Below are 21,087 nucleotides of genomic sequence, written 5' to 3' on the forward strand. Positions count from 1 at the left end.
TATCAAAAGGCTGTTTCCGCATATATTGTTGCTTTCGGATATTCTCTGATACTAAGAGTTTTATCTCTTATCAGAGAGGAGCAGCTCTTTTCTTTTCGATATTACCGAATTTTTCACTTCCAGATAATGATATTTCTTCGGAGTTAGAATCAAATAGCAACAAATTTTACGAAAAGTGCCTATCAAAACCAGCGGAAGCCGGGCTTTTCTTCTTTTTCTTCTTGTTCAACTTGTTCCTCTGCTTCTGCTGCAGGCACACCTCTCCAAAATACATCCCACACATTATGTTTTGGCTTTTCTTCGACAGCTTGCACTTCTGCTTCTATATCAACATTTTTCTTTGACATGGAAATACCTCCTTTGAATTTCTTCCGATTGTTGCCGTAAGTAAATCGACATTACATACTATTCAAAGAAAGGCACATCGTTTAGGCGGATTGCCCACTTTGTCATCAATTTTCTTTAATCTCGCCCATTAGGCGGCGCAGGATATTTTTAATGAAATCTTCATAATCGAAGTTAATATTGATGAAATGGTTTGCTTCCGGATTGTTCTCCATGTCCCTGAAATCAGCATAGGTAAATCCTTGAGTGAGTTTTTCGGTAGATATCTGCACGTTTTTTTGGACAATGGTTGTTTTATCAGGATTGGTTAAAAAGTATAAGGTATAAAGATCATGTAAAGGCACCCCCTCCAGGCCGGGCTGCAGTTTTTCGTACGCTTTCTGATAATATTGAAAGATTGGCAGAAAGATCGATCGGAATGGATTTTTACTATTTTCAGCCAACAGTCTGACATGTTCCTCTTTCAACTGTGCATATTGGGTTACATTAAGGGGAGCCAAATAGACCGGCAGACCGGATTCAAGGACAAAATTTGTGGCAGTCGGGTCACCATGAAAGTTCGCTTCCGCCACAGGAGTGACATTGCCGGGCACTAAGAAGGCACCGCCCATCAAATACACTTCTTTTATACTATCTTTAATGAAAGGATAAAGGTTAAAGGAGAGGGCCATGGAGGTATTTCTCCCAATATCCACGAAGTAAAGGTCATCATGCTGGGAAGTGACTTCGAGGATATGGCTGAATGGTTTAGCTTCATAGGTAAAAGTATCTGGTATGTCGATTGGACCGATTCCTTCTTCACCATGTATTTCAGGATAATAGGGTTCATACTCTCCTGTAAGCGGCTGAGATGCTCCAGTGATGACAGGGATGTCTTCCCTTCCTGCAACGTGCAGTATAAATGCCGCATTTTCAGTGGCATCTTCTTTACTGACATTTCCAAACCCAGTGACAATCGCCTTGACTTCTAACTCCGGGCTGCTTAAAGCATAAACGATCGCGAATGTGTCATCTATGCCAGGATCTGCAAACAAGACAACTTTTTTCATTGGAAACACACCTTTCGGAAAACTTCATGATGATTGAGCTTATTCAAAGGCTGTCTGTTTTCTCATATATTGCTGCTTTCGGATATCCTCGGATTCTAAGGTTTTCCTCTCTAATCGGAGGGTGCAGCTCTCTTCTTACAATTATTTTCGGTGATTCGGGGTGATATCTTACGCATTTCATGTTAAATAGCAGCAAAGTTTTCGAAAAGAGCCTATTCAAATGAGAAGGATTTCAGCCTTGAAATCAAGGCCCTATCACTTTTCATTCTATTTACCATGGTATGCACGATAGCCGGGAGAGGCACTTCAACACTTTAAAGGACTAAAAGGGACAGTTCCTTTTAGCCCTTTAAAGTGTTGAAAAAAGTAAAAAACTTCCTACTGAATAGGAAGTTGAATGATCACGGTACTATTTAGTTGTTGGATGCGGGTTATCCACAACTTGAAGAACTTCTGATGAAGGGACCATTTCGCTTTTGCAAAGCGGACAGTGAGGTGTTTCTTCACTTTTGAAGTTATCTCTCATCCAGCCTTTGCAGCCTTCAGATGAACATCTCCAAATTTTCGTATCTTCAGTTTTGATTTCTTCTTCATTTCTTCTTCCAAATGCCATCGTGTCATTACCTCCTTTGATATTACAACAAGACCGATTCCCGGCTTAAAACTGCCGAATTCTAGACCGGTCTTACAAAAATAGCTACCCTCTTGCTGGTGGGGCAGCTATTTTTTAAGCGTCAACGCACTAAAATTATAATTTTACAACGTTAGCTGCTTGTGGTCCGCGGTTGCCTTCAACCACTTCGAACTCTACACGCTGACCTTCGTCAAGGGATTTAAAACCTTCACCAGTAATCGCACTGAAATGTACGAATACATCGTTTTCGCCTTCAACTTCGATGAATCCAAAGCCCTTTTCTGCATTGAACCATTTAACTGTACCTTGTTTCATGAGTAGAAACCTCCAAGCAATAAAAAAATTAATATGTTACTTTTTAAATATAAAAATTCACATATTATAAAAAGTACCGGCGAAGAAAGGCGATCACTTTTTATAATATGTGAATGGCTTTCGATCTTGCGGTGTTCCGTTATTAAATCTGATAATCCTATTATAGTACATTAATTGATTTTGTCAAATATGTAAATGGTAATGCTTACCGGTTTTAGATGGAGCAGGAGAGCCTCCTCGACTCTCCTTTGCATTATTTCTTATTTTTTTTTCCTGGAAGAATCAGCTTTTATTCCGCCTGGCAGTTCACTTGTTGTGGTACCCTGCCCTTCAACCTGCGCGGATCCCAGACCCGTCTTAGAAGGATCTTGTTTATTCTTTGCCATACTTATCACCCCGGAAGTTAGTATGGCTGAAACTGCTGTATTCTATGTTCATTAATTTTCGATTGGACTTCTCATCTGCCATCCATCAATAGAAAAACCGCCCATTTGGCTAAGAACATATTCACTCAGTTTTTCATACATATCTGCCATTTGTTCTGTTTCTGATAAATTCATGGCCATTTTAAATAATCGGGAAAACTCCTCATCAGGAAAAGGGGGCTTCAAATATTTCTTAAGGTATCTCTTATCACTTAAATAAGCACCTATTTGATAGTAAGGGATCTGTTCCACTGAAAGGTACCGGCAGTATTGATCAAACAGCAGGTTTAGGGAGTTATGATAAGCAAAAGTGATTCCTTTCTCTTCCTTCTCGTGCATGTCCTGTAGGTTATCCAGGGTATCCCAAATGCCATACTTCATAAACTCCATTTCCGTATCGCCGATTTCTTTAAACGGTTTATTCAGCCATACACCTGCCTCTTCTTTCAGTCCTGCCACGCTTCCCTCCTTATCCCAGAGAATTTCCCCTGTAGCGAATTGAACTGCTGCATGAGTAGTCCTGCTGTAATGATCTTCCTCAAAATACTTCCTTATTTGAACAGGTGGGTTGCAGAAGTACTCGATAAGATAACCGTCCACAAATTCATTTCCCCTCTCCCTCCATTCCTTTCCTTCCTTCAGAATCAAGTGGACATCGATATCTGAACGTGCTGAAGGGTTTCCTGTAACGAAGCTTCCGCAGACCAATACACCAGCAAGGTCGGATGCATATTGAAAATCATTCAAAAAACTTTCCAGTGCTTTTCTCCAATTCTGCATAATGATCACTGCTTTCTTTACTGATTCCGTCAAAAAACGGTAATAATTCCACATTTCCAGGACAAAATACTAGAAAATATAGGTTAAGGATGTTTGGGCATGGTATTCAAATGGCGCGAAAAGAAAAGAAGAGAAGAAGAAAAATCAATAGCCCACAGCCTAAGCTTCGAAGGCTTGAAAGAAGAGATAAAAGACTCATTGAAACAGAGTGCGGATATCGCCTTTCACGAAATCGAAAAAGAAAATCACAGCATACTGATTATCTATTTAGAAAATATCATAAATACAGATCAACTTCATCAACATATCATCAAACCACTGGAAAGAACTTCAGAAGAACTGGATCCTAGATCGATCGCAAACAATATTAATATTGGCAAAATTTCAATCACAAATAAACTTCTGGATATTACAGAGGCCATTCTAAATGGCCATGCTTATATTTATGGAAAGGGCCAAGCGTGCGGTGTGCTTGCCGATATTGCTGAGAAAGCAAGCCGTTCCCTTGAAAAAGCCGAAACCGAATCCCTTGTTTTCGGACCAAAAGTCGCTTTTACTGAAGATTTATCAACTAATATGAATGTCATCAGAACGAACATTAATGATCCGAATTTATGCGTTGAAGAATTCATTCTCGGTTCGCGGGTGAAAACCAAAACCTATCTGATCTATATAAAAGATATTGCAGAACCAGAAAACGTAAACACCTTCAAACAAAGAATGAAAGACCTTGAAGTAGACAGCATCATAGACAGCTCTGTTCTGGCTCAAATGATAGAGGATAATTCATATACGGTTTTTCCTCAGCTCATTACCACAGAGTTGCCTGACCGCTTCAGCATTTCACTTTTGCATGGAAAATTGGGCATTCTTGTAGACAGAAGCCCTCAAGCCATCATAGGACCATCTACCTTCCTGAATTTCTTCGAATCTACAGAAGATCTATATATGAGATGGAATATGGGTACTTTTTTAAGAATGCTGCGCTTTACCGCCATCATGCTGTCTGTTTTACTGACACCAGCTTATGTATCCGTTCTTACTTACCACTATGAAGTCATTCCATCTTCATTGCTGGTTTCACTAGGTGAATCCAGGTCAAAAGTACCTTTCCCTCCAGTGTTTGAGGCTCTCCTTCTGGAGTTCATCATTGAACTGCTTCGGGAAGCAGGTGCCCGGCTCCCTACAAAGGTCGGCCAGACCATGGGTATCGTGGGAGGTATCGTTATCGGGCAGGCAGCCGTTGAAGCTGGGTTCACAAGCAATATCTTAATCATTATCATTGCTATCAGTGCCCTGGGCTCTTTTACAGCTCCCAGCTATGCTATAGGGACGGCTGTAAGGATCATCCGTTTTCCAATCATAATCTGCGCGGGGCTTTATGGCGGAGTAGGAATCGTTTTCGCCTTTTCGTTTTTGTTGATTCATCTCTTAAAGCTTACGACATTAGGAAGACCTTATCTGTCTCCCATCTACCCGCTTACCATTTCTGACCTCAGATACAGTTTATTCAGGATGCCATTTCAGTATATGGGAAAAAGGCCGGAAGCCAACTCCCCTGTGGATTCTGAGAAAATGAAGGCCAGCAAAAAAGCTGAAAAGAAAGATGTAGACGAATAAACAAGCCCTGCTTGCGGCAGAGCTTTAAATGCCAGCAGGAATATTTATGAGCTTTTCGTCTAAGGGGCCGTATGCGGCTGCCTATTTAAATTCCATCAAATTGATATGAATGATAAAGGATTGTGTCCATGAAAATAAATGTTGATCCTCCAAAAAGCTTAATGTTCAGCTCATTTTACATCATGTTTGTTGTTCACGCGGCACAAACAGGAGTCGGTATCGCGGGCCTCCCGAGAATCGTCTTCCTTGAAGCTGGGCAGGACGCGTGGGTTTCCATCCTGCTTGCCGGTGTCATGACCTCAATTGCAACAGCAGTTATTGTGTTGCTTTTGAAGAATTATGAGAGTGCAGATCTTTATGGTATTCATAAGGATCTTTTCGGAAAGTGGATTGGCAGTTTTTTCAGCATGATTTATATCGGATACATGCTGGTAATCGCCTATCTTGTCATCATGCATTATACCGAAATGGTTCAGGCTTGGATTTTTCCGCAAATGCCCACCTGGCTGCTGTCTGCTCTATTAATTTTTCTAGGGGTTTACGCTGTATTGGGAGGAGTCAGAATCATAGTCGGAGTAAGTTTTATGGCTTTCATACTAACAGCTTGGCTGATATTTGTTATTTATGCCCCTTTGAAGTATATGGATTATACACATTACTTCCCTATGATGGATCATAGTTGGAAAGAATTGGGGATGGGAACGTATAAGACGGCATTTTCAGTCATCGGATTCGAACTCCTTCTCCTTCTCTATCCTTATGTAAAAGACAAAAAGAAAGTCTTGAAGTTTTCTTTATTTGGCATTGCCTACACAATATTCATCTACTTTGTGGTCACCTTTGTCTCCATAGGCTTCTTTTCCGAAATGACACTTGAGAAGACAATCTGGCCAGTTCTTTCAATGTTCAAAATTGTTCGGATTCCTAACCTGGAACGTTTTGAATTTATCGCCGTGTCTTATTGGATGCTGGTCATCCTGCCGAATATCTGCTTATATCTTTGGGCAGCCACAAGAGGTGTGAAAAGAGTGTTCGGTTTTCAGCAAAAGAAGGCAATCTATATATTTGCCGTAATTTTATGGGTAAGCACATTTTTCATTGACCAGAGAATCCAGATGAATACTTTTACCGATAAGGCTGCAACCGTCAGTTTCGTCCTTGTATTTATCTATCCTGTGCTGCTATTAATTTTTGTATTTATAAAGAAGTTGTTCAATAAGCAAAAGGGGGAATCCATGTGAAAAAACTTCTTATGGTAACAGTATTCCTAACCGCTTCACTTCTTCTAAGCAGTTGTGTTGAAACAAGATATTTGGAAAAACAGGGGTTGATCACCGGTGTAGGATATGATCAATCTGAAAAAGAAGGGAAAATTAAAGGGACCATCGTGTTCTACCAATTCAATCCTTCTATGAAAAACTTATCCACCGTCATTTCAGCCGAAGCAGATACAAGTAAAGGAATCCGAATGTCCGCCAATATGGAAACCGACCATAATCTTGTTTCAGGCCAGCTGAGGGTTGCTCTATATGGGGAAGAAATCGCTAAGAAAGGAATAAACTCTTTGGTTGACTCTCTTTCAAGAGATGCCTCTATAGGAAATATGATTTTTTTAGCAGTGGCGAGTCCAAATGCAAATGAAATTCTTTCCTTCCAGCCAAAGAGCCAGCCAACCAATATGGGAACCTACCTTTATAATCTCATGCAGCTGAATATTCAGAACGAAATCATCCCTAACCCTACCCTGCAGGAATTTATGACGAGTTACGGGTCCGTAGGAAAAGATGCTATCCTGCCCTACCTCGCTATTGTTAATGGCAAGGTTGGAATCACCGGGTTCGCCCTCTTTTCCGATGACAAGCAAGTGGGAATCCTTGATCGCGAGAAAATATTTTATGTCCGCTCCTTGCTGGACTCCATAAAAACCGGAAGCACTGAAGTGGAGGTTCCTAAGGAAGTTTTCAAAAAAGAGATCGAGATGGCTGAGCCGGAAAAAACAGAAGCAAAAGAGGAAGATAATGAAGAGAAGATGATGCACATTACCATGGACAATATCAAAAATAATTTCAATATCGACTTGATTGACAAAAGCAAACCTTCTTTTCAAATCACTTTAGAGTTTGAATCCAGAATCCTTGAAATGACTGTCCCGCTTAATTTATCAGACGCAGAAGTTCTCAGGAAGCTCGAAAGCGAACTAGAAAAATCGATGGAAAAGAAAGGGATGGAAGTAATCCAGGAGTTACAAGAATACGGAACTGATCCTATTGGTTTCGGCTCATACTACCGGGCATCCAGCAGAGGGCAAGAAGTGACAAAGAAAATGTGGGCTGATAAATATCCTGAAGCCGAATTCGACCTGAATATTGATTTGAAAATCGTCCGGACAGGAATCATTGATTGACGTGAAGGGATTACTGAGGACTAAGAGTAGAGCTATTCTCTTATTAGTATCCGGGAAAAATCCGGCTCTTGGAATTTTTCCTAAAGCAGCATTTTTATGTGAAAACAGTCTTTTTTATAAGTTATATACCAAAGCTGCCTATTTTGCATTATAATGTCATCATTAGCAGGATTATGGAGGTATGCATGGCTGTTTTCACTCTTTTCCAAAGAAAAATGTTTTACAATTACATATTAGGTTCACTGATCGCCGTACTTGGTGTCGGCTCTGTCTTTATCTTTCAGACACTGGATCTCCCAAATGGAGAGTATCAGTATATGATTTTCACCATTTTCATATCTTTAATCACCATGTTTTCAACTGAATATTTTGTATACAGCAGGCATATCAATCCGATTAAGACCATTTATATAGACCAGCTGTATTCACTGGATGCCCTGAAGAAAGCCTTCAACCACAGCTTAAATTTTCCTGTACTGACGGTCAAAAGAATCATGCTGCCTCATTTCCTTGGACTCGCTGTTCCGGCAACAGTACTCACTTACTTCTTTATAGAGTCAGAACTGCTGGACTTGCCTTATACTTATATAGGCTACGCCTGGGCAGGAGCATTCCTCGTCGCTACAATGCATGCACTTATTGAATTTTATTTAACTTTTATCACTGCTGCTCCTCTCCTGACAGATTTAGCTGATAAAGCCCAGAAATTATATAATATCGATCTTTTTAAAAACAAGCCCTTTTATCTCAGCTTAAAGAGGAAGCTCTTGGCAGGTTCGCTTTTCCTTGCCCTCTTTCCGGTACTGCTGTTTAGTCTTGCATCACAAATCCGGCTTTCGATCACCTCTGAACCTCAATCGGATTATTGGAGCTGGGCCGGGCTTCTAATACTGATCATCCTGGTGCTCGCTCTCTTAGGAACCATCCTTCTCTTCAGAAACATTGAGCAGCCGGTAAAAGAGCTTCAAGCTGGATTTCAAAATATTGAGCAGGGTAACCTGAAGCAGTTGACAAATCCTTATTCTGACGAATTTTCTGACCTGGTCAACGGTTTTAACAATATGGTGACTTCCATTGGGGTAAAAGACAAGAAAAATGAACAGTTGATCGCCAGCTTCTTCGATGTCATTGCAGGAGCATTGGATGCCCGTGATCCTTACACTGCCGGCCATTCCAAGCGTGTCGCTCACTATTCTTCCGAAATAGCCGAAAAAGCCGGGTGGAGACCTGATAAGATCGAATTGCTTAGAAAATCTGCACTCCTGCACGATATCGGAAAAATCGGGATTCGTGATGACGTTTTGCTGAAAGACGGAAAACTGTCTGAAGATGAGTTTGCCCAGATCAAACTGCACCCTGTTATCGGAGCAAATATCCTGGAAGGGATCGACCTGACAGAAGAACTCCTTCCCATCCTGCCCGGAATAAAATATCACCATGAACGGCTGGACGGCAAGGGATATCCAGAAGGGCTGTCAGGTGCTCAAATACCTGAATTCGGACGGATGATTGCTGTCGCCGATGCCTTTGATGCCATGACATCCGACAGGCCTTATAGAAGAGGTATGAGCCCCATGAAGGCTTTGTCCATTCTTCAAGAAGGAAAAGGCACTCAATGGGATTCGGAGTTCGTCGATCATTTCATCTCAATACAGTCATCGCAAATTGCTGCGAAAGCTTCTGCCCACAGGTAGGAGCTTTTTCATTGTTTAGGAAACTACACGTTTCAAAGGAAAAAATAAAGAGAATATATAGAGGAGAGGACTGTATACAGTCCTTTCAGTATTTGTAAGGAGTGAAATGTATGCCTGAGGTAAAATGGTTTCGCAGGGGCTATGCCGTTGCACTAATTTTATTAATCATCTATTTAGGGACACTGGTGGACTTTATTTTCACCCCCCTTACCGTGTTAGTTACAGCCTTGTTCGGACCAATCGTGCTGGGAGGAATCTTTTATTACCTATTGCGCCCGCTGGTCAATTTCCTGGCTAAGAAAATGCCTAGACCCGCAGCTATATTCATCATCTACTTGGTCGTCATTGGTATTTTTACCGGAGTAATCTTCTATATCGGCCCGATTCTGCAAAGACAAATCAACAGCCTGATTGAAAATACACCGCAGCTGATTGAGAATTTCCGCGATGCACTGTTGAACTTGCAGCAAAATGAATGGGTCTCCCGTTTTCAGAACGGAGAGAGGTTCTCCCTGGAGGATATCACCAACCGCCTGACAGACTACCTTAACGAAGCAGCATCCACACTGGGCAGCAACCTGATGAATATTATCAGCACGGTAACCAATATTGTTGTATTGGTGATTCTTATTCCGTTTGTTCTTTATTACATGCTGAAAGACGGCGGCAAGCTTTCCGGCAGAATCCTGCAGCTCGTTCCACATAAGCATGAAGATGAAGGAAAAAAAGTATTGAGTGACATGGATGAAGCATTGAGTTCTTACATCCAGGGACAAGTGATTGTCAGCTTCTGTGTAGGTGTCCTTGTATATATTGGATACTTGATAATCGGTTTGGAATACTCACTCGTCATTGCCTTGCTGACAATGCTGACAAATGTGATTCCCTTTGTCGGTCCTTTTATCAGTTCTGTGCCTGCGGTCATCGTTGGATTTCTTCAAGAACCTATTATGGCACTATGGGTTGTCATTGTCATACTGGTTGTGCAGCAAATCGAGGGAAATCTTATTTCCCCGCAAGTCATGGGCAGAAAATTGGATATTCATCCGTTGACCATCATTCTGCTTCTTGTGGCGGCAGGAAGATTTGCCGGCTTTCTTGGATTGCTTCTTGCAGTACCAACCTATGCGATCTTGAAAGTAATATTCACGCACGTTTACCGATTTATTAAGTTACGGACAGATTTATAAGGTGCTGGCTCCCAATAATTTGAAATGCTCTTTTCGATCAGAGAGAAAACCTTTAATATCCGGTGATATCTCAAAGCAGCAATAGATGCGAAAACAGCATTTTAAAAAAAGCAGGAATGAAGGATCCCCTTCCATTCCTGCTTTTTTGTTGAACCTGTATCAGACCAGGTTACAAGCAGTGCGATTTAAGGTTCTTCACTGCTTTTATAGGCTGTCGCCATGCTGCGGAAAGAGCCATACTTCAAGAGAATGGTTCTTTTTTCAATACAGCTCAATAAGGTGATACCCTTCTATATTGACCGAAAGACGGTCATCTTTTAAATGAAGAGTCAAACTTCTTTTTTTCTTCTTCAGTAAACTCTTTTAACTTTTCATCTTCCATTAGAATTAGGCCATGATACAGCTGCAAGTCATCGTCACACGCTTCACAAAAAACCTTTTCGTTCTCATTCCAGAAAGCGGCAGTATTCTTTTTATGCTTTGCATGCTGAAAGGCCTTATTGTATTCCTCAATAAGGTTGATATACTGCTCAAATGCTTCTTTTTCAGTACTATAGTGTAGTTCCTCTTTTATATCCTTCTTCCAATCAGGAAAAAACCACCACGGTTCTGCTTCTCCTGACATTTTAACTATTTTCCATGATGTCATTGCAAAACACCTCCGAATCCTACGGGTAAATTGTACAAAATTTCCGTCAGGATAGAAAATCATCTGCTTAGTTTCACCTCTGAGACAAAGTTCATTCACCTTTTAGACAAGTTTTAGAAGGACAAGGCATATATTTGTACAAGATAAAGGAGGTTGTACCATGAAGTTTGTTGTATTGAAGAAAGGGTCTCTTATTCTTTTTATTATCGGTTTTATCGCCCTTTCACTGGGTGCCGTGTGGATGATGTTTCCAAAAGAATCCTATCCGACTGTCTCAATGAATGGAGAGAGCTCCAGCGTTCAGGTAATTCAGATGGTTACCGGGGAATTCTCTTCCGAAACTGAAAGCGGTGAGAAGATTGAGTCTTATAGATGGGATCCGGGCACAATCGTAGTGGACAAAGGCAAGGAAGTACAATTCCGCATTTTAGGCGTCAATGGGATGGCCCATCCCTTTTACATTGAAGGTACAGATGTAAGGGGGACTGTTAAAAAGGGAGAAGAGTCAATTTTCAATGTGACCTTTGATAAGAAAGGAACCTACAGGCTCGTTTGTGAAACTCATGAATCTATTGAAAACGACGGGCCAATGATCGGCTATATCGTGGTCAAATAAATAAATTAAGGCTGTCTCATTATGCGTCTAACCAGATAACTTGTCTGGATAGACAGATGAGCCGGCCTTAATTTAACAGATTTATTCCCGCAGCAAGTCCTAAGAAAGCTGAAGACAAGCCGCCTGCATAACTCCATGCCAGATATAATACCGCTCTCCTTCTTTTTCCTAATATTTCCAGTCTCCATACCTCCACCATAAAAGTAGAGTAGGTGGTGAATGCACCAAGAAATCCAATACCGAAAAATGCGTATGGTCCCCCTTCGATTCCCAAACCGAGAAGCATGCCCAGCAGAAACGAACCTGCCACATTTATAGACAGTGTGCCTACAGGAAAACTTGAAGGGAATCGGCGTTTGACTGCATTTCCGATTACAAAGCGTGAGACAGCCCCCAGAAATCCTCCAGCTGCGATCGCCATTAGAATCATCCTCTCACTCCTTTCCTCTTCCCGGCTTTAAGTCCGCCGAAGGCAAATAAGAGTCCACCCAATGCACTTAAAATAAAATATAAAAATGCCAAGTAAAAGTGTCCGCTGTACAAAAGTCCGATTGTTTCTGCACTAAATGCAGAAAAGGTTGTAAAAGAACCAATCAAGCCTGTTCCCAGAGCGGCCGACACTTCAGTAGAAATCCTGCCAGTCTTCATCGATGATTCTGTTAAAAGCCCCAGCAAAAAAGACCCCGCCAAGTTGGCTGCCAGTGTTCCATAGGGAAACGCAGAAGGATTCAAGTCCAGCAGTAAATTTCCCATCATATATCTTAGCAGGCTGCCTGCCGCTCCGCCTAATCCAATAAGAATATAATTATAGTTCATAAATCTCCCTCACACTATGTAGTAATATATATCCTGCCTTTTTAAATATTCACATAAGAAAAACTTTGATATGAAAAACACACTCCCCTTTATTGTAACTCTGAACAGTCACAATAAAAAGAAGTGTGCATCTTTTCAAGTCTTACTATATTTTTCCCTTGGGTTTGTATGATGTACACACCGGGTTCAATCATTGATAAATTGCCCTAAGACAATGAAAGCCCTTCCTCTCAATCATCCTTATGGCTCCTAGGCCATGCCAGTGAGAATTAGGGGAAAATCTAGCAATAACATATATCATACAACTCTCATTCTGTTTGCATCGGATAATGTTGAGCCTTTTTAGCTGGATTTGAAAAAGGCCTCCTTATCTACTCCGGATCTAATCGTCCGGTCAGCATAAGGATCAAAAAAATCGATCAAGCTGTAGTTGATCTGCAGAAGAAAATTTTTCGATGTACTACTACGGAGATTAGTAGTCAGTAAGACCTGACTTATGGTATTTCATTACCACAAATATTAACTATACACTTTTCTGTAAGACTTGTCAACAGGTGAAGAAGGAATGGAACTAGTCTGCACGATGGCCTCTACTCTTTCTTTGAGAAAGCTCCCTTCTTTACACATTCTTAATGCCCGCCTTCCTCATTCTCATTAGCTCATATTGGGCCGCCTCATGTTGATCGTCAAGCACCGATCCTTATTTACAGTGAATGTATCATCACTTGCTCAGTCGTTGCACCAAAAGTAAAGAAGCCCAAAAACCGTTCAAGGAAGTAGCCCTTGAAGGTTTCTGGTTTTCTTAAAAGCTGGTAAGCTGCTTCAATACTTATACAGATTTATACGGAAGTTATTTTATTTCTTACTGCTGCGGCGCCTGCAATCAACAGCAGTCCAAAGTAGAGGTAAACAGGATATAGAACAAGCTGGCTCTTAACAGAATCCCCAGATTCCTCCTGGTCTCTCTCCTTCTGCTTTCCCTCCGATTTTTTCGGGATGGCAGGCAGCTTACTCAACAGCTGTTCCTTCCCATCCAGTGTATAAATCAATCCCCCGGTATCATCTAAGGAGATTAGGTCTTCCTCTCCCATAAGACTTGTATAAATGATCTCCCTATCTGAGAAATATTCCTTCCCGCCGTTTGCATATCTCTCTCCTTTTGGAATGACGTTATGCTGGAAATGGGTTAATCCATATTTCAGTAAAGCATCAGTATCCTGGTATATGGCCGTTTTGGATTGCGCTTTTAATAGAACTACTGCAATTGAAAGGTTTTCATTTGAAGCAGTGGTGACGAGAGTATGTTTCGATTCATCTACATAGCCATTCTTTCCGCCGGTCACCTCAGGAAAAACCATTTCTCCCTTGACCATCTTGTGGTGGTTAAATAATGTTGTTTCCCAGCCTTTCCCTTTCCATTCTACTTCTTTCAGAGAAAATAAATCTTTGAAATCCTGATTTTTCATGGCATAAGAGATGATTAAGGCCATGTCCTCTGCTGTTGTATAATGTCCCTTTTCATAAAGGCCATGAGGGTTGGAAAAATGGCTGTTTGTGACGCCGGCTTTTTCTTCTAAAAATAGGTTAAGGTTCTCACTGAATTTTTTAACTGAACCATCCAAATGTTCTGCGATAGCCACAGAAGCATCATTACCTGAATTAATCATCATTCCGGTTAAAAGCTGCCTGAGGGACATCTGCTCTCCTTCCAGCAAGTATACAGAGGAACCCTCGGTCTCAGCAGCCTCTTTGCTGATTGTCACCATACTGTCTAAATTTCCCTTTTCAATTGCATAAACAGCTGTGGCTACTTTGGTTATACTGGCAGGAGACATGGGCCTTTTCGCATTTTTAGAGTACAGGATTGTCCCGGTATCCGTATCGATCATGATCCCACTTTCGCTGAAGAGCATAGAGGGCTTTTGGTTTTCTTCTGCTTGAGCAAATACAGTTGTGACGGATGAGAAAAATAAGATGATTGCAATAACATACTTTTTCACAGAAGGGTCTCCCTCCTTATCATTATTTAAGATGTTTTCGTATATATTCCTGCTTTCGGATAATCCAATACTAAGGGTTTTCTCTCTAATCGGGAAGAACAGCTCTTTTCGGACAGGATCACCAGGTAATTCCGATGAGTTATGGTTATTTTTTTGAAATTAGTACCAATAGCAACAATGTTTACGAGAAGAGCCTTATTTAAAAAGACATTTAACATTTTAACAGAAAATTGCGCTTCTTAACCGTTGAAATCAAAACTTAATAAAGTTATGAAGAGTATGCCCAATGTTTGAACCAGGATTCTTTCAAAGAGTATAAGGTTAACCATTTCTTTGTTAGGGAATAAAAGAAATGACGATTTTACAGGAGGATTAAAATGAAGAGAAAAGTACATTTATTTGTAGAAGGGCACGTACAGGGAGTTGGATTCCGTCATTTCACTAAAAACAAGGCAGACGAAATGGGCATCTCAGGTTGGGCAAAGAACCTCGAGAATGGTTCTGTTGAAATTACTGCTCAGGGAGATGAATCTGATATTGAGAATTTCGTCACCTTTGTCAAGAATGGAGCGAGTCCGTCTTCCCGCGTAGACGTTTGCCATATTAATGAGCTTGAGGCGGATGAACACTCCCGCTCGGCGGATAGTTTTAAAACATTATAATATGTAACCGGATGAAAGCTGCAGGGCACGGTCAGCGGGATTTTTGCCAGCTGAGTCAGGTCAGCTGGCAAAATAAGACTGGCCCAATAGTTGGTCAGATTTTATTTGATGCGATGAAGTTATCGGGCCATTGAAAAGAGAAAATGCCCTAGGAATAAAGTGTCGCCGAAATTCATTTATATTTAATTCCTCTATATTTGCAGGATTTTTGAAACTTTTATAGTATTGAATCGTAATAAATAATAATAAAGCTATCGCTTTTAATACAGTACGATTTAAGGAGTAGATCATATGAAATCAATACCTCTGACATTCTTAAAGTCATTTTTAGGAATTAACGGGTTTTTCATCACTTTCCTTGTCATGATATTTGGATTTGACCAATCCGTTCCTGCAGGAGCTTTAGGCGGAATAGCTGCTGCCTTTCTGGCTTCTACGCTTGGAAAATGGGTGTACACAAGGAGATTTCTTAAGAAAAACGGCATTTCCTTACAGGATTACCGTTATATAGATAAAAACTTGAAGGAAGCCAAGGTGAAAATCAAACGCCTGCAAAAGGCTCAATTCCAAGTCCGCTCCCTTGGTGCTTTTAAACAAATTCTGGAATTGAACAGGCTCGCCCGCAGGATCTATGCAATTGTCCGTAAAGAGCCGAAAAAGTTTTATCAGAGTGAACAATTCTTCTTCTATCATCTGGATTCTGTGGTGGAGCTTTCGGAGAAATATACTTACCTGGCTACACAGCCAATTAAAAATGATCAAGTATTTCAGTCTATAAAAGATGCCAAGCGCACACTCCAGTCCCTGGAGGATTCGCTTCAAGAAGACCTGATGAGTGTACTTTCCAACGACATCCAAACCTTGGATTTCGAGTTGGATGTTGCACGCAAAAACAAAAAATAAAAGGAGCAATCTCATGAACTCAAATCATTCTACTGACTATAAAAATGATGATTTAGAAAGTCTTTTGGCAGAACCTTTTGCCGGGAACAAATCCGAAGTAAATGAGGTCAGCAATACACCCGTGATGCTTGCCGACCGCCTGACACCTGAACACAGGCAGAAAGCTCAGGATATCGCCAAGCAAATCGACATCGGGAACAGCCAGGCCATACTGGAGTATGGGACAGCCGCACAGACCCAGATGTCTAACTTCTCTCACTCCATGCTTGATCATGTCAAAAAGAAAGATGTCGGACCGATCGGAGATGTCCTGAACGACTTGATGAAGAGATTGAAAGAAATGAACCCTGAGGAACTTTCTGATGAGAAAAAAGGCTTCGTCAAAAGATTTTTCGGCAAGCTCTCCAGTTCTATTCAAGAAGTACTGTCAAAATATCAAAAAATCGGCAGTCAAGTGGATCGAATTTCCGTAAAGCTCGAACATTCCAAAAATGTTCTTATAGACGATAACCGGTTTCTGGATGAATTGTACGACAAGAATAAAACTTATTTTCAGTCTTTAAATATTTATATTGCTGCAGCTGAACTGAAGCATGAGGAACTAACGACTGTTACCATCCCTGCTTTAAGGCGGAAAGCAGAATCTTCTCAAGATGACATGGGCTACCAAGAAGTCAATGATGCACTGCAATTCCTTGACCGCCTGGAAAAGAGGATTCATGATTTAAAAATCAGCAGACAGATGACGATTCAAACAGCACCGCAAATACGTCTCATCCAGAATACGAATGGAGCATTGGCTGAAAAAATACAGTCATCCATACTGACCAGCATTCCCCTTTGGAAGAACCAAATTGCCATCGCTCTCACTCTTTTTCACCAAAAGAAAGCCGTTCAGGCCCAAAAGCAGGTTTCAGATACGACCAATGAGTTATTGTTGAAAAATTCTCAAATGCTTAAAACAAACAGCATAGAGGCAGCAAAAGAAAATGAACGGGCCATCATTGATATGGAAACACTGAAAAAAACACAGGAAAACCTGATCTCCACTATTGAAGAAACACTGAGGATACAGCAAGAGGGCCGTTCGAAGAGGCAGCAGGCTGAAAAAGAATTGATTTCGATGGAAAACGATTTAAAAAACAAACTGCTTCATCTGAAATAGAGCACATAAAAAAGGCTGAATCCCAGCCTTTTTTTGTTTCTCACCCTCTAGGGTTCAATGCCTGCCTTCAATTTCAACTATAACATTCGTGATTCGCTCGCGTTCCCTATCTGCTGTTTTCGTGCTTCTCATTTATGCACTACTATTACTACATTGAACGGAAACCGACTTGAAAAGCGGAAACTCTGGTGTCCTAGAGATTGGCATGCCGATCTCTATTAAGCTTTTTCTTGTAAAATTTATTTTGAAATAAGGAGGAGAAACTCCGCTTATTTCTTAGATGCTCTATTCGTGAACTATGTGGCTGTTTGATATTCATTACTAAAGATAGCGCCATAATCAACCAGGAAAATCCTGTTAGACAAGAGAGAAAAGAGCTTCTCTCTTCGTTTAGAGCAAAAAGCCTAGTATCCAGTGGGGAAATTCGGCTTTTGGGGTTTTTCCGAAAGCAACAATGTATGCGAAACAGCCTTCTAAAAAAAAGCAACTAAGACCGCTTAAATTATTGGAGAAACTTCCCTTATTCTCTTAAATGATGCGCAAATGGGTCGTTTTTCTGTGATCAAGCGTAAAATTTCCGCTTATATACCCCTTTCGAATTTTAATGCTTAACCGGATAATTTCCGCTTATTTTAGATGTAACTGTACTCAATTATGTATCCAGCAGGCACCAACAAAAACGCCTGCCACGTTATGTGACAGGCTCTGCTTAAATACTTTTAATCAATAGGCGTCTCAGCAAAGGAAAGAGGACATCAGGAAGCTCTTCCACATCGGATACAGGAATACTGAATTTCCCATAGATATTCTCAATCATTTTCCGCTGCGCTTCAGTAATGTCATCATTTGAAAGGAAAACATTGATCACTTCAATCCCCTGTTTTCTTGCTTGCAAGACCGCTTCATGTGTATCCACGATCCCATTTTGCTCATACCCGAAGGCTGCTGGTTCACCATCTGAAAATACCAGGAGAAACTTTTGTTTTTCACTTCGCTGAAGCAATCTTTCTGTCATCAGCCTGATTGCAAAACCATCACGATTGTCTTCCTCAGGCTGCAAACTCATAATTTCAGCACCCGTTCCCGGCTTCAGGCTGGTCCTGAAGTCCAGGACAGCTTTCATATAGTTGGGCTGCTTTGTTTCTGTAGCATGGTTAGTATCTTCCCAGAATCCCACTACTTCATGGGGAACTCTGACTGATTTTAAGGATTCATGAAAAAGTGTGATTCCAAGCTTAGTTTGTTCCATTTTGTCATACATGGAAGCGGAACAATCCACCAACAGGGAAAAGACAGCATCAATCTCTGTTGAAGGATTCTGTTTCTTATTAAAAAGTCTTGGATTGTCATCAGTCAGGAACCTTAATAATTTCTTATTCAATCTTCCAAAATGCAGGTCACTTCTTGGCTGGATTTTTTTATGTTCCAACGTTTTTTCTATCATCTTCTGAAGCTTCTTCTGATAGGGAGAAATCAACCCTTTATTATGATCATAAGCCTTTAATTCCTCATAGGTGGGGATATCGGGCTTTAGGAAAATCGGATAGGCGAATCGGTTTTCTTTTCCGTACTCTGTTTCCCCTCCGCCTTTTTCCTCTTCACGATCCTGCCGGGCTGCTTCCATTTGAGAAAAATCCTTGTTAGCTGTCTCTTGTGAAGAGCCTTGCACCATACCAAGTGCCTGGTCGCCTTCCTCTCCTTCTCTCACTCCATTGCCCATTAAATCGGATTTAGAACCTTGATCGAGATCAAACTGCAAAAAGGAATCCCCTTTATCACTCGTTTCTCGATGCCAAGTCCTCATTTCCTCCTCGAACACTTCTTCTTCTCCAGTACTCTTTTCTTCAAGAGTATCATCATTTTGAAGTGGATCTTTTCTTTTGAGATCTTCAATGGTCATTCCTTGCTCATCCTGGGTAAAGACTTTTTCCGGCAAATGAAAATACTCATTAAGCATATCTTTTTCTAGAATCTCCTCGAATACTTCCATTAATTCCAGACAAATCCGGCTGACATCTCCGGTCGAATCAGTTTCATAGAACTTGGAAAGAGTACTGGTTACATAAGGCATGGCAAGGTCTATCCGCTCATTGATGGAGGCAGCTTGTTCCAATGGGGATTTGGCATTGAGAATAAGATAAATACTGTTAAACAAGGAGTCTGTGAACACACTTTTCACTAGATTTACTTTTAATTGTGATTGAAAATGCTGCCGGTACAAGCTCCTTCTCGTTGCAAAGGCTTTTTTTGTCCCCGGCCTCTCTCTTTTGCAAAGCTCTTCTAAGCGAATGTCTTCTCCCAGAACAAATAATTGCTTGCCCATGCTTGGAAGCCGCGTCTCCTTGACCTTCTCGATGTAATCAGCCGTTTTAGAAACATCAGTATATTTGAGGTTGCCGATTGTCCTGAGAAAGATATCACTCTTTAAACCATGAAGCTCTTCCACCTTGCTTCTATGATCCCAAAAGTGTGTAACAAAGACTTTTTCGTTTTTATAATCCAAATAGGAATGTGGACCATACTCCAGCTCCATCCCGCTGTTTTTAGAGAGGGTCCTGGCCAGGTCGGAAAGTTCCATAAAGAGAAATGAATCGATCGTTTCATCGTTAAACTGAATAAATCTCTGCATACAATCAACCCTTACTCAAATAAAGTTTCTGCAATATTCAGGATGGCGGCTTTTTCTCTATCGTCTTCGAGCTTGTCGATGATTCCACGCTGAATGGCTCTCAATGGAGGAAGGTAAACGGCAAGGTCGCAGGCATCTATCAGCGCCCTGATGGAGGCAGCCTCTTCCGAAATCTGCCCGTTCCGCACCTGTACCAGCAGATCTGAAGACAAGGAGATGAACTTCTCTACAAGCTTCTCATCCTGCAGTTTGCTTTGTGCCATAAGTACGGACTTTAAAGTATTCCCGCTGATATAAGGAACATCGATGACAACAAACCTGTTCTTCAATGCTTCATTTAAAGGAACAGTACCCACGTACCCTTCATTAATTGCAGCTACAACTCCGAATGTCTCAGATGCCTTAATGACGTCGCCAGTGAACGGATTTGTAATCATCCTCCGATAATCCAGCACCCCATTTAGAATCGGAAGAGTTTCCGGCTTAGCCATATTAATTTCATCAATGTAGAGAAGATGTCCTTTTTTCATCGCTTCGATTACAGGGCCTTCGATGAACTCTATCGTATTCCTGCCCTCTTTTTCGGCAATTGTTTTGTACCCAAGCAGGGCTTCGGCATCCATGTCGACTGAACAATTGATGCTGTGCATCGGCTGTGCAAACAGCGATGAGAGGGTCTCGGCAAGCTTTGTTTTTCCGGAACCCGTAGGCCCTTTCAGTAAAACATTCTTCCCCATCGCGAGGGCAATCACTGCATCCTCCAGTACCGCGGCATCTTCTGCGGTATAACCCCCTCCCCCTATCAGTGTCTGGTCTTCACTGTTGGCAAATTGGTCTTTTCTATTAATTAAAATACCTGAAATAGCACTAGGTAATCGATTTTCAATCGTCATAATTATACTTCCTTCCTAAAAACGTAATTCTGCACTAGAGACCATTCTACATGTAAAAACGTTTTCACTGCAACGATTGTAGTTTTAACGTGTTTTATAGCGTCTGCGAGAAGTAAAGACGAAAGTGAATTTCTTTAAACCAGCCATTATCCTTGATGGTTCTGACTTTCTTCCTCTAGTGTTCGCGGGTCACGTTGCGGAATGTTTTCAAGCCTGAGTCGGAGCAGCAAATCCAGAGGCCGCTTTTCTAAAAATACTCCAAAGAGAATCGCGTTTAGTATTGCACTGGTATTTTAAG

21 protein-coding genes are annotated in these 21,087 nt (G+C 41.1%); 9 read left to right on the plus strand and 12 right to left on the minus strand.

The window, feature by feature from the left end; translation table 11 throughout:
- Positions 1–182: 182 nt before the first annotated feature.
- The 6 genes from FZC79_RS23275 to FZC79_RS16640 all read right to left on the minus strand — a co-directional run bounded on the left by FZC79_RS23275 (position 183) and on the right by FZC79_RS16640 (position 3,548).
- Positions 183–347: a hypothetical protein gene (locus FZC79_RS23275; RefSeq protein WP_187442833.1), complete on the minus strand. Its 165-nt coding sequence runs from the start codon at positions 345–347 to the stop codon at positions 183–185.
- Positions 348–452: 105 nt separating this feature from the next.
- On the minus strand, positions 453–1,394 hold the full coding sequence (locus tag FZC79_RS16620) for a nucleoside hydrolase (RefSeq protein WP_148947882.1): 942 nt from the start codon (positions 1,392–1,394) through the stop codon (positions 453–455).
- A gap of 409 nt (positions 1,395–1,803) precedes the next feature.
- A complete protein-coding gene (locus FZC79_RS16625; RefSeq protein WP_113929198.1) occupies positions 1,804–2,007 on the minus strand; it encodes a cold-shock protein in 204 nt (67 codons plus the stop codon).
- Between the two features lie 135 nt (positions 2,008–2,142).
- Positions 2,143–2,343, minus strand: coding sequence for a cold-shock protein (locus FZC79_RS16630; protein ID WP_006834898.1), 201 nt, complete (start codon positions 2,341–2,343; stop codon positions 2,143–2,145).
- Between the two features lie 260 nt (positions 2,344–2,603).
- Entirely contained in the window at positions 2,604–2,729 is a 126-nt protein-coding gene (locus tag FZC79_RS16635) for a YuzL family protein (protein WP_148947883.1), read from the minus strand.
- Positions 2,730–2,780: 51 nt separating this feature from the next.
- Positions 2,781–3,548, minus strand: a complete 768-nt coding sequence (locus FZC79_RS16640; RefSeq protein WP_148947941.1) for a hypothetical protein — start codon at positions 3,546–3,548, stop codon at positions 2,781–2,783.
- A 99-nt stretch (positions 3,549–3,647) separates the two neighbouring features.
- Between FZC79_RS16640 and FZC79_RS16645 the strand changes: the two genes are divergently transcribed.
- The 5 genes from FZC79_RS16645 (at position 3,648) to FZC79_RS16665 (ending at position 10,456) form a co-directional block, all read left to right on the plus strand.
- A complete protein-coding gene (locus FZC79_RS16645) occupies positions 3,648–5,168 on the plus strand; it encodes a spore germination protein (RefSeq protein ID WP_148947884.1) in 1,521 nt (506 codons plus the stop codon).
- Between the two features lie 128 nt (positions 5,169–5,296).
- Entirely contained in the window at positions 5,297–6,409 is a 1,113-nt protein-coding gene (locus tag FZC79_RS16650) for a GerAB/ArcD/ProY family transporter (protein ID WP_148947885.1), read from the plus strand.
- Positions 6,406–7,572 carry a Ger(x)C family spore germination protein gene (locus tag FZC79_RS16655; RefSeq protein WP_148947886.1) on the plus strand — a complete coding sequence of 389 codons (1,167 nt, stop codon included), beginning with the start codon at positions 6,406–6,408 and terminating at the stop codon, positions 7,570–7,572. The genes FZC79_RS16650 and FZC79_RS16655 overlap by 4 nt, the downstream gene beginning before the upstream one ends.
- Positions 7,573–7,757: 185 nt before the next feature.
- Positions 7,758–9,266 (plus strand): HD domain-containing phosphohydrolase, encoded by a 1,509-nt coding sequence (locus FZC79_RS16660; protein WP_148947887.1) that lies wholly within the window; start codon positions 7,758–7,760, stop codon positions 9,264–9,266.
- A gap of 110 nt (positions 9,267–9,376) precedes the next feature.
- Positions 9,377–10,456 carry an AI-2E family transporter gene (locus tag FZC79_RS16665; RefSeq protein ID WP_148947888.1) on the plus strand — a complete coding sequence of 360 codons (1,080 nt, stop codon included), beginning with the start codon at positions 9,377–9,379 and terminating at the stop codon, positions 10,454–10,456.
- 310 nt (positions 10,457–10,766) lie between these two features.
- Here the strand turns inward: FZC79_RS16665 and FZC79_RS16670 are convergent, their stop codons facing one another.
- Complete coding sequence (locus FZC79_RS16670; protein WP_187442834.1) at positions 10,767–11,105, minus strand: DUF1033 family protein; 339 nt, start codon at positions 11,103–11,105, stop codon at positions 10,767–10,769.
- A 160-nt stretch (positions 11,106–11,265) separates the two neighbouring features.
- On the opposite strand from FZC79_RS16670, the gene FZC79_RS16675 reads away from it, so the two are divergent.
- A complete protein-coding gene (locus FZC79_RS16675; RefSeq protein WP_148947890.1) occupies positions 11,266–11,721 on the plus strand; it encodes a cupredoxin domain-containing protein in 456 nt (151 codons plus the stop codon).
- A gap of 67 nt (positions 11,722–11,788) precedes the next feature.
- Here FZC79_RS16675 and FZC79_RS16680 read toward each other — a convergent pair whose 3' ends face one another.
- The 3 genes from FZC79_RS16680 to FZC79_RS16690 all read right to left on the minus strand — a co-directional run bounded on the left by FZC79_RS16680 (position 11,789) and on the right by FZC79_RS16690 (position 14,537).
- The gene (locus tag FZC79_RS16680; RefSeq protein ID WP_148947891.1) at positions 11,789–12,151 is read right to left on the minus strand and encodes a fluoride efflux transporter FluC; all 363 of its coding nucleotides are present in this window, start codon (positions 12,149–12,151) and stop codon (positions 11,789–11,791) included.
- Positions 12,148–12,537 carry a fluoride efflux transporter CrcB gene (gene crcB, locus FZC79_RS16685; RefSeq protein ID WP_148947892.1) on the minus strand — a complete coding sequence of 130 codons (390 nt, stop codon included), beginning with the start codon at positions 12,535–12,537 and terminating at the stop codon, positions 12,148–12,150. Before crcB ends, FZC79_RS16680 begins: the two co-directional genes overlap by 4 nt.
- A gap of 839 nt (positions 12,538–13,376) precedes the next feature.
- Positions 13,377–14,537, minus strand: a complete 1,161-nt coding sequence (locus FZC79_RS16690) for a D-alanyl-D-alanine carboxypeptidase family protein (RefSeq protein ID WP_148947893.1) — start codon at positions 14,535–14,537, stop codon at positions 13,377–13,379.
- A 377-nt stretch (positions 14,538–14,914) separates the two neighbouring features.
- Here FZC79_RS16690 and FZC79_RS16695 point away from each other — a divergent pair, with 377 nt between their 5' ends.
- The 3 genes from FZC79_RS16695 to FZC79_RS16705 all read left to right on the plus strand — a co-directional run bounded on the left by FZC79_RS16695 (position 14,915) and on the right by FZC79_RS16705 (position 17,267).
- The gene (locus FZC79_RS16695; RefSeq protein WP_148947894.1) at positions 14,915–15,199 is read left to right on the plus strand and encodes an acylphosphatase; all 285 of its coding nucleotides are present in this window, start codon (positions 14,915–14,917) and stop codon (positions 15,197–15,199) included.
- Between the two features lie 291 nt (positions 15,200–15,490).
- On the plus strand, positions 15,491–16,102 hold the full coding sequence (locus tag FZC79_RS16700; RefSeq protein ID WP_148947895.1) for a 5-bromo-4-chloroindolyl phosphate hydrolysis family protein: 612 nt from the start codon (positions 15,491–15,493) through the stop codon (positions 16,100–16,102).
- A 13-nt stretch (positions 16,103–16,115) separates the two neighbouring features.
- The gene (locus FZC79_RS16705) at positions 16,116–17,267 is read left to right on the plus strand and encodes a toxic anion resistance protein (RefSeq protein ID WP_148947896.1); all 1,152 of its coding nucleotides are present in this window, start codon (positions 16,116–16,118) and stop codon (positions 17,265–17,267) included.
- Positions 17,268–17,976: 709 nt separating this feature from the next.
- Here the strand turns inward: FZC79_RS16705 and FZC79_RS16710 are convergent.
- A complete protein-coding gene (locus FZC79_RS16710) occupies positions 17,977–19,896 on the minus strand; it encodes a vWA domain-containing protein (RefSeq protein WP_148947897.1) in 1,920 nt (639 codons plus the stop codon).
- Positions 19,897–19,907: 11 nt separating this feature from the next.
- Positions 19,908–20,789, minus strand: coding sequence for an ATP-binding protein (locus FZC79_RS16715; RefSeq protein ID WP_148947898.1), 882 nt, complete (start codon positions 20,787–20,789; stop codon positions 19,908–19,910).
- Positions 20,790–21,087: the final 298 nt, after the last annotated feature.

Source organism: Rossellomorea vietnamensis (assembly GCF_008180615.1).
GTDB classification, from domain to species: Bacteria; Bacillota; Bacilli; order Bacillales; family Bacillaceae_B; genus Rossellomorea; species Rossellomorea vietnamensis_D.

Bases quoted from the DNA above. Each gene is read 5' to 3' on its own strand.
- FZC79_RS16700 (WP_148947895.1), top strand. From the start codon at position 15,491: ATGAAATCAATACCTCTGACATTCTTAAAGTCATTTTTAGGAATTAAC.
- FZC79_RS16650 (WP_148947885.1), top strand. From the start codon at position 5,297: ATGAAAATAAATGTTGATCCTCCAAAAAGCTTAATGTTCAGCTCATTT.
- FZC79_RS16715 (WP_148947898.1), bottom strand. From the start codon at position 20,789: ATGACGATTGAAAATCGATTACCTAGTGCTATTTCAGGTATTTTAATT.
- FZC79_RS16710 (WP_148947897.1), bottom strand. From the start codon at position 19,896: ATGCAGAGATTTATTCAGTTTAACGATGAAACGATCGATTCATTTCTC.
- FZC79_RS16640 (WP_148947941.1), bottom strand. From the start codon at position 3,548: ATGCAGAATTGGAGAAAAGCACTGGAAAGTTTTTTGAATGATTTTCAA.
- FZC79_RS16665 (WP_148947888.1), top strand. From the start codon at position 9,377: ATGCCTGAGGTAAAATGGTTTCGCAGGGGCTATGCCGTTGCACTAATT.
- FZC79_RS16625 (WP_113929198.1), bottom strand. From the start codon at position 2,007: ATGGCATTTGGAAGAAGAAATGAAGAAGAAATCAAAACTGAAGATACG.
- FZC79_RS16660 (WP_148947887.1), top strand. From the start codon at position 7,758: ATGGCTGTTTTCACTCTTTTCCAAAGAAAAATGTTTTACAATTACATA.
- FZC79_RS16635 (WP_148947883.1), bottom strand. From the start codon at position 2,729: ATGGCAAAGAATAAACAAGATCCTTCTAAGACGGGTCTGGGATCCGCG.
- FZC79_RS16630 (WP_006834898.1), bottom strand. From the start codon at position 2,343: ATGAAACAAGGTACAGTTAAATGGTTCAATGCAGAAAAGGGCTTTGGA.
- FZC79_RS16680 (WP_148947891.1), bottom strand. From the start codon at position 12,151: ATGATTCTAATGGCGATCGCAGCTGGAGGATTTCTGGGGGCTGTCTCA.
- FZC79_RS16670 (WP_187442834.1), bottom strand. From the start codon at position 11,105: ATGACATCATGGAAAATAGTTAAAATGTCAGGAGAAGCAGAACCGTGG.
- FZC79_RS16645 (WP_148947884.1), top strand. From the start codon at position 3,648: ATGGTATTCAAATGGCGCGAAAAGAAAAGAAGAGAAGAAGAAAAATCA.
- crcB (WP_148947892.1), bottom strand. From the start codon at position 12,537: ATGAACTATAATTATATTCTTATTGGATTAGGCGGAGCGGCAGGCAGC.
- FZC79_RS16675 (WP_148947890.1), top strand. From the start codon at position 11,266: ATGAAGTTTGTTGTATTGAAGAAAGGGTCTCTTATTCTTTTTATTATC.
- FZC79_RS23275 (WP_187442833.1), bottom strand. From the start codon at position 347: ATGTCAAAGAAAAATGTTGATATAGAAGCAGAAGTGCAAGCTGTCGAA.
- FZC79_RS16695 (WP_148947894.1), top strand. From the start codon at position 14,915: ATGAAGAGAAAAGTACATTTATTTGTAGAAGGGCACGTACAGGGAGTT.
- FZC79_RS16620 (WP_148947882.1), bottom strand. From the start codon at position 1,394: ATGAAAAAAGTTGTCTTGTTTGCAGATCCTGGCATAGATGACACATTC.
- FZC79_RS16705 (WP_148947896.1), top strand. From the start codon at position 16,116: ATGAACTCAAATCATTCTACTGACTATAAAAATGATGATTTAGAAAGT.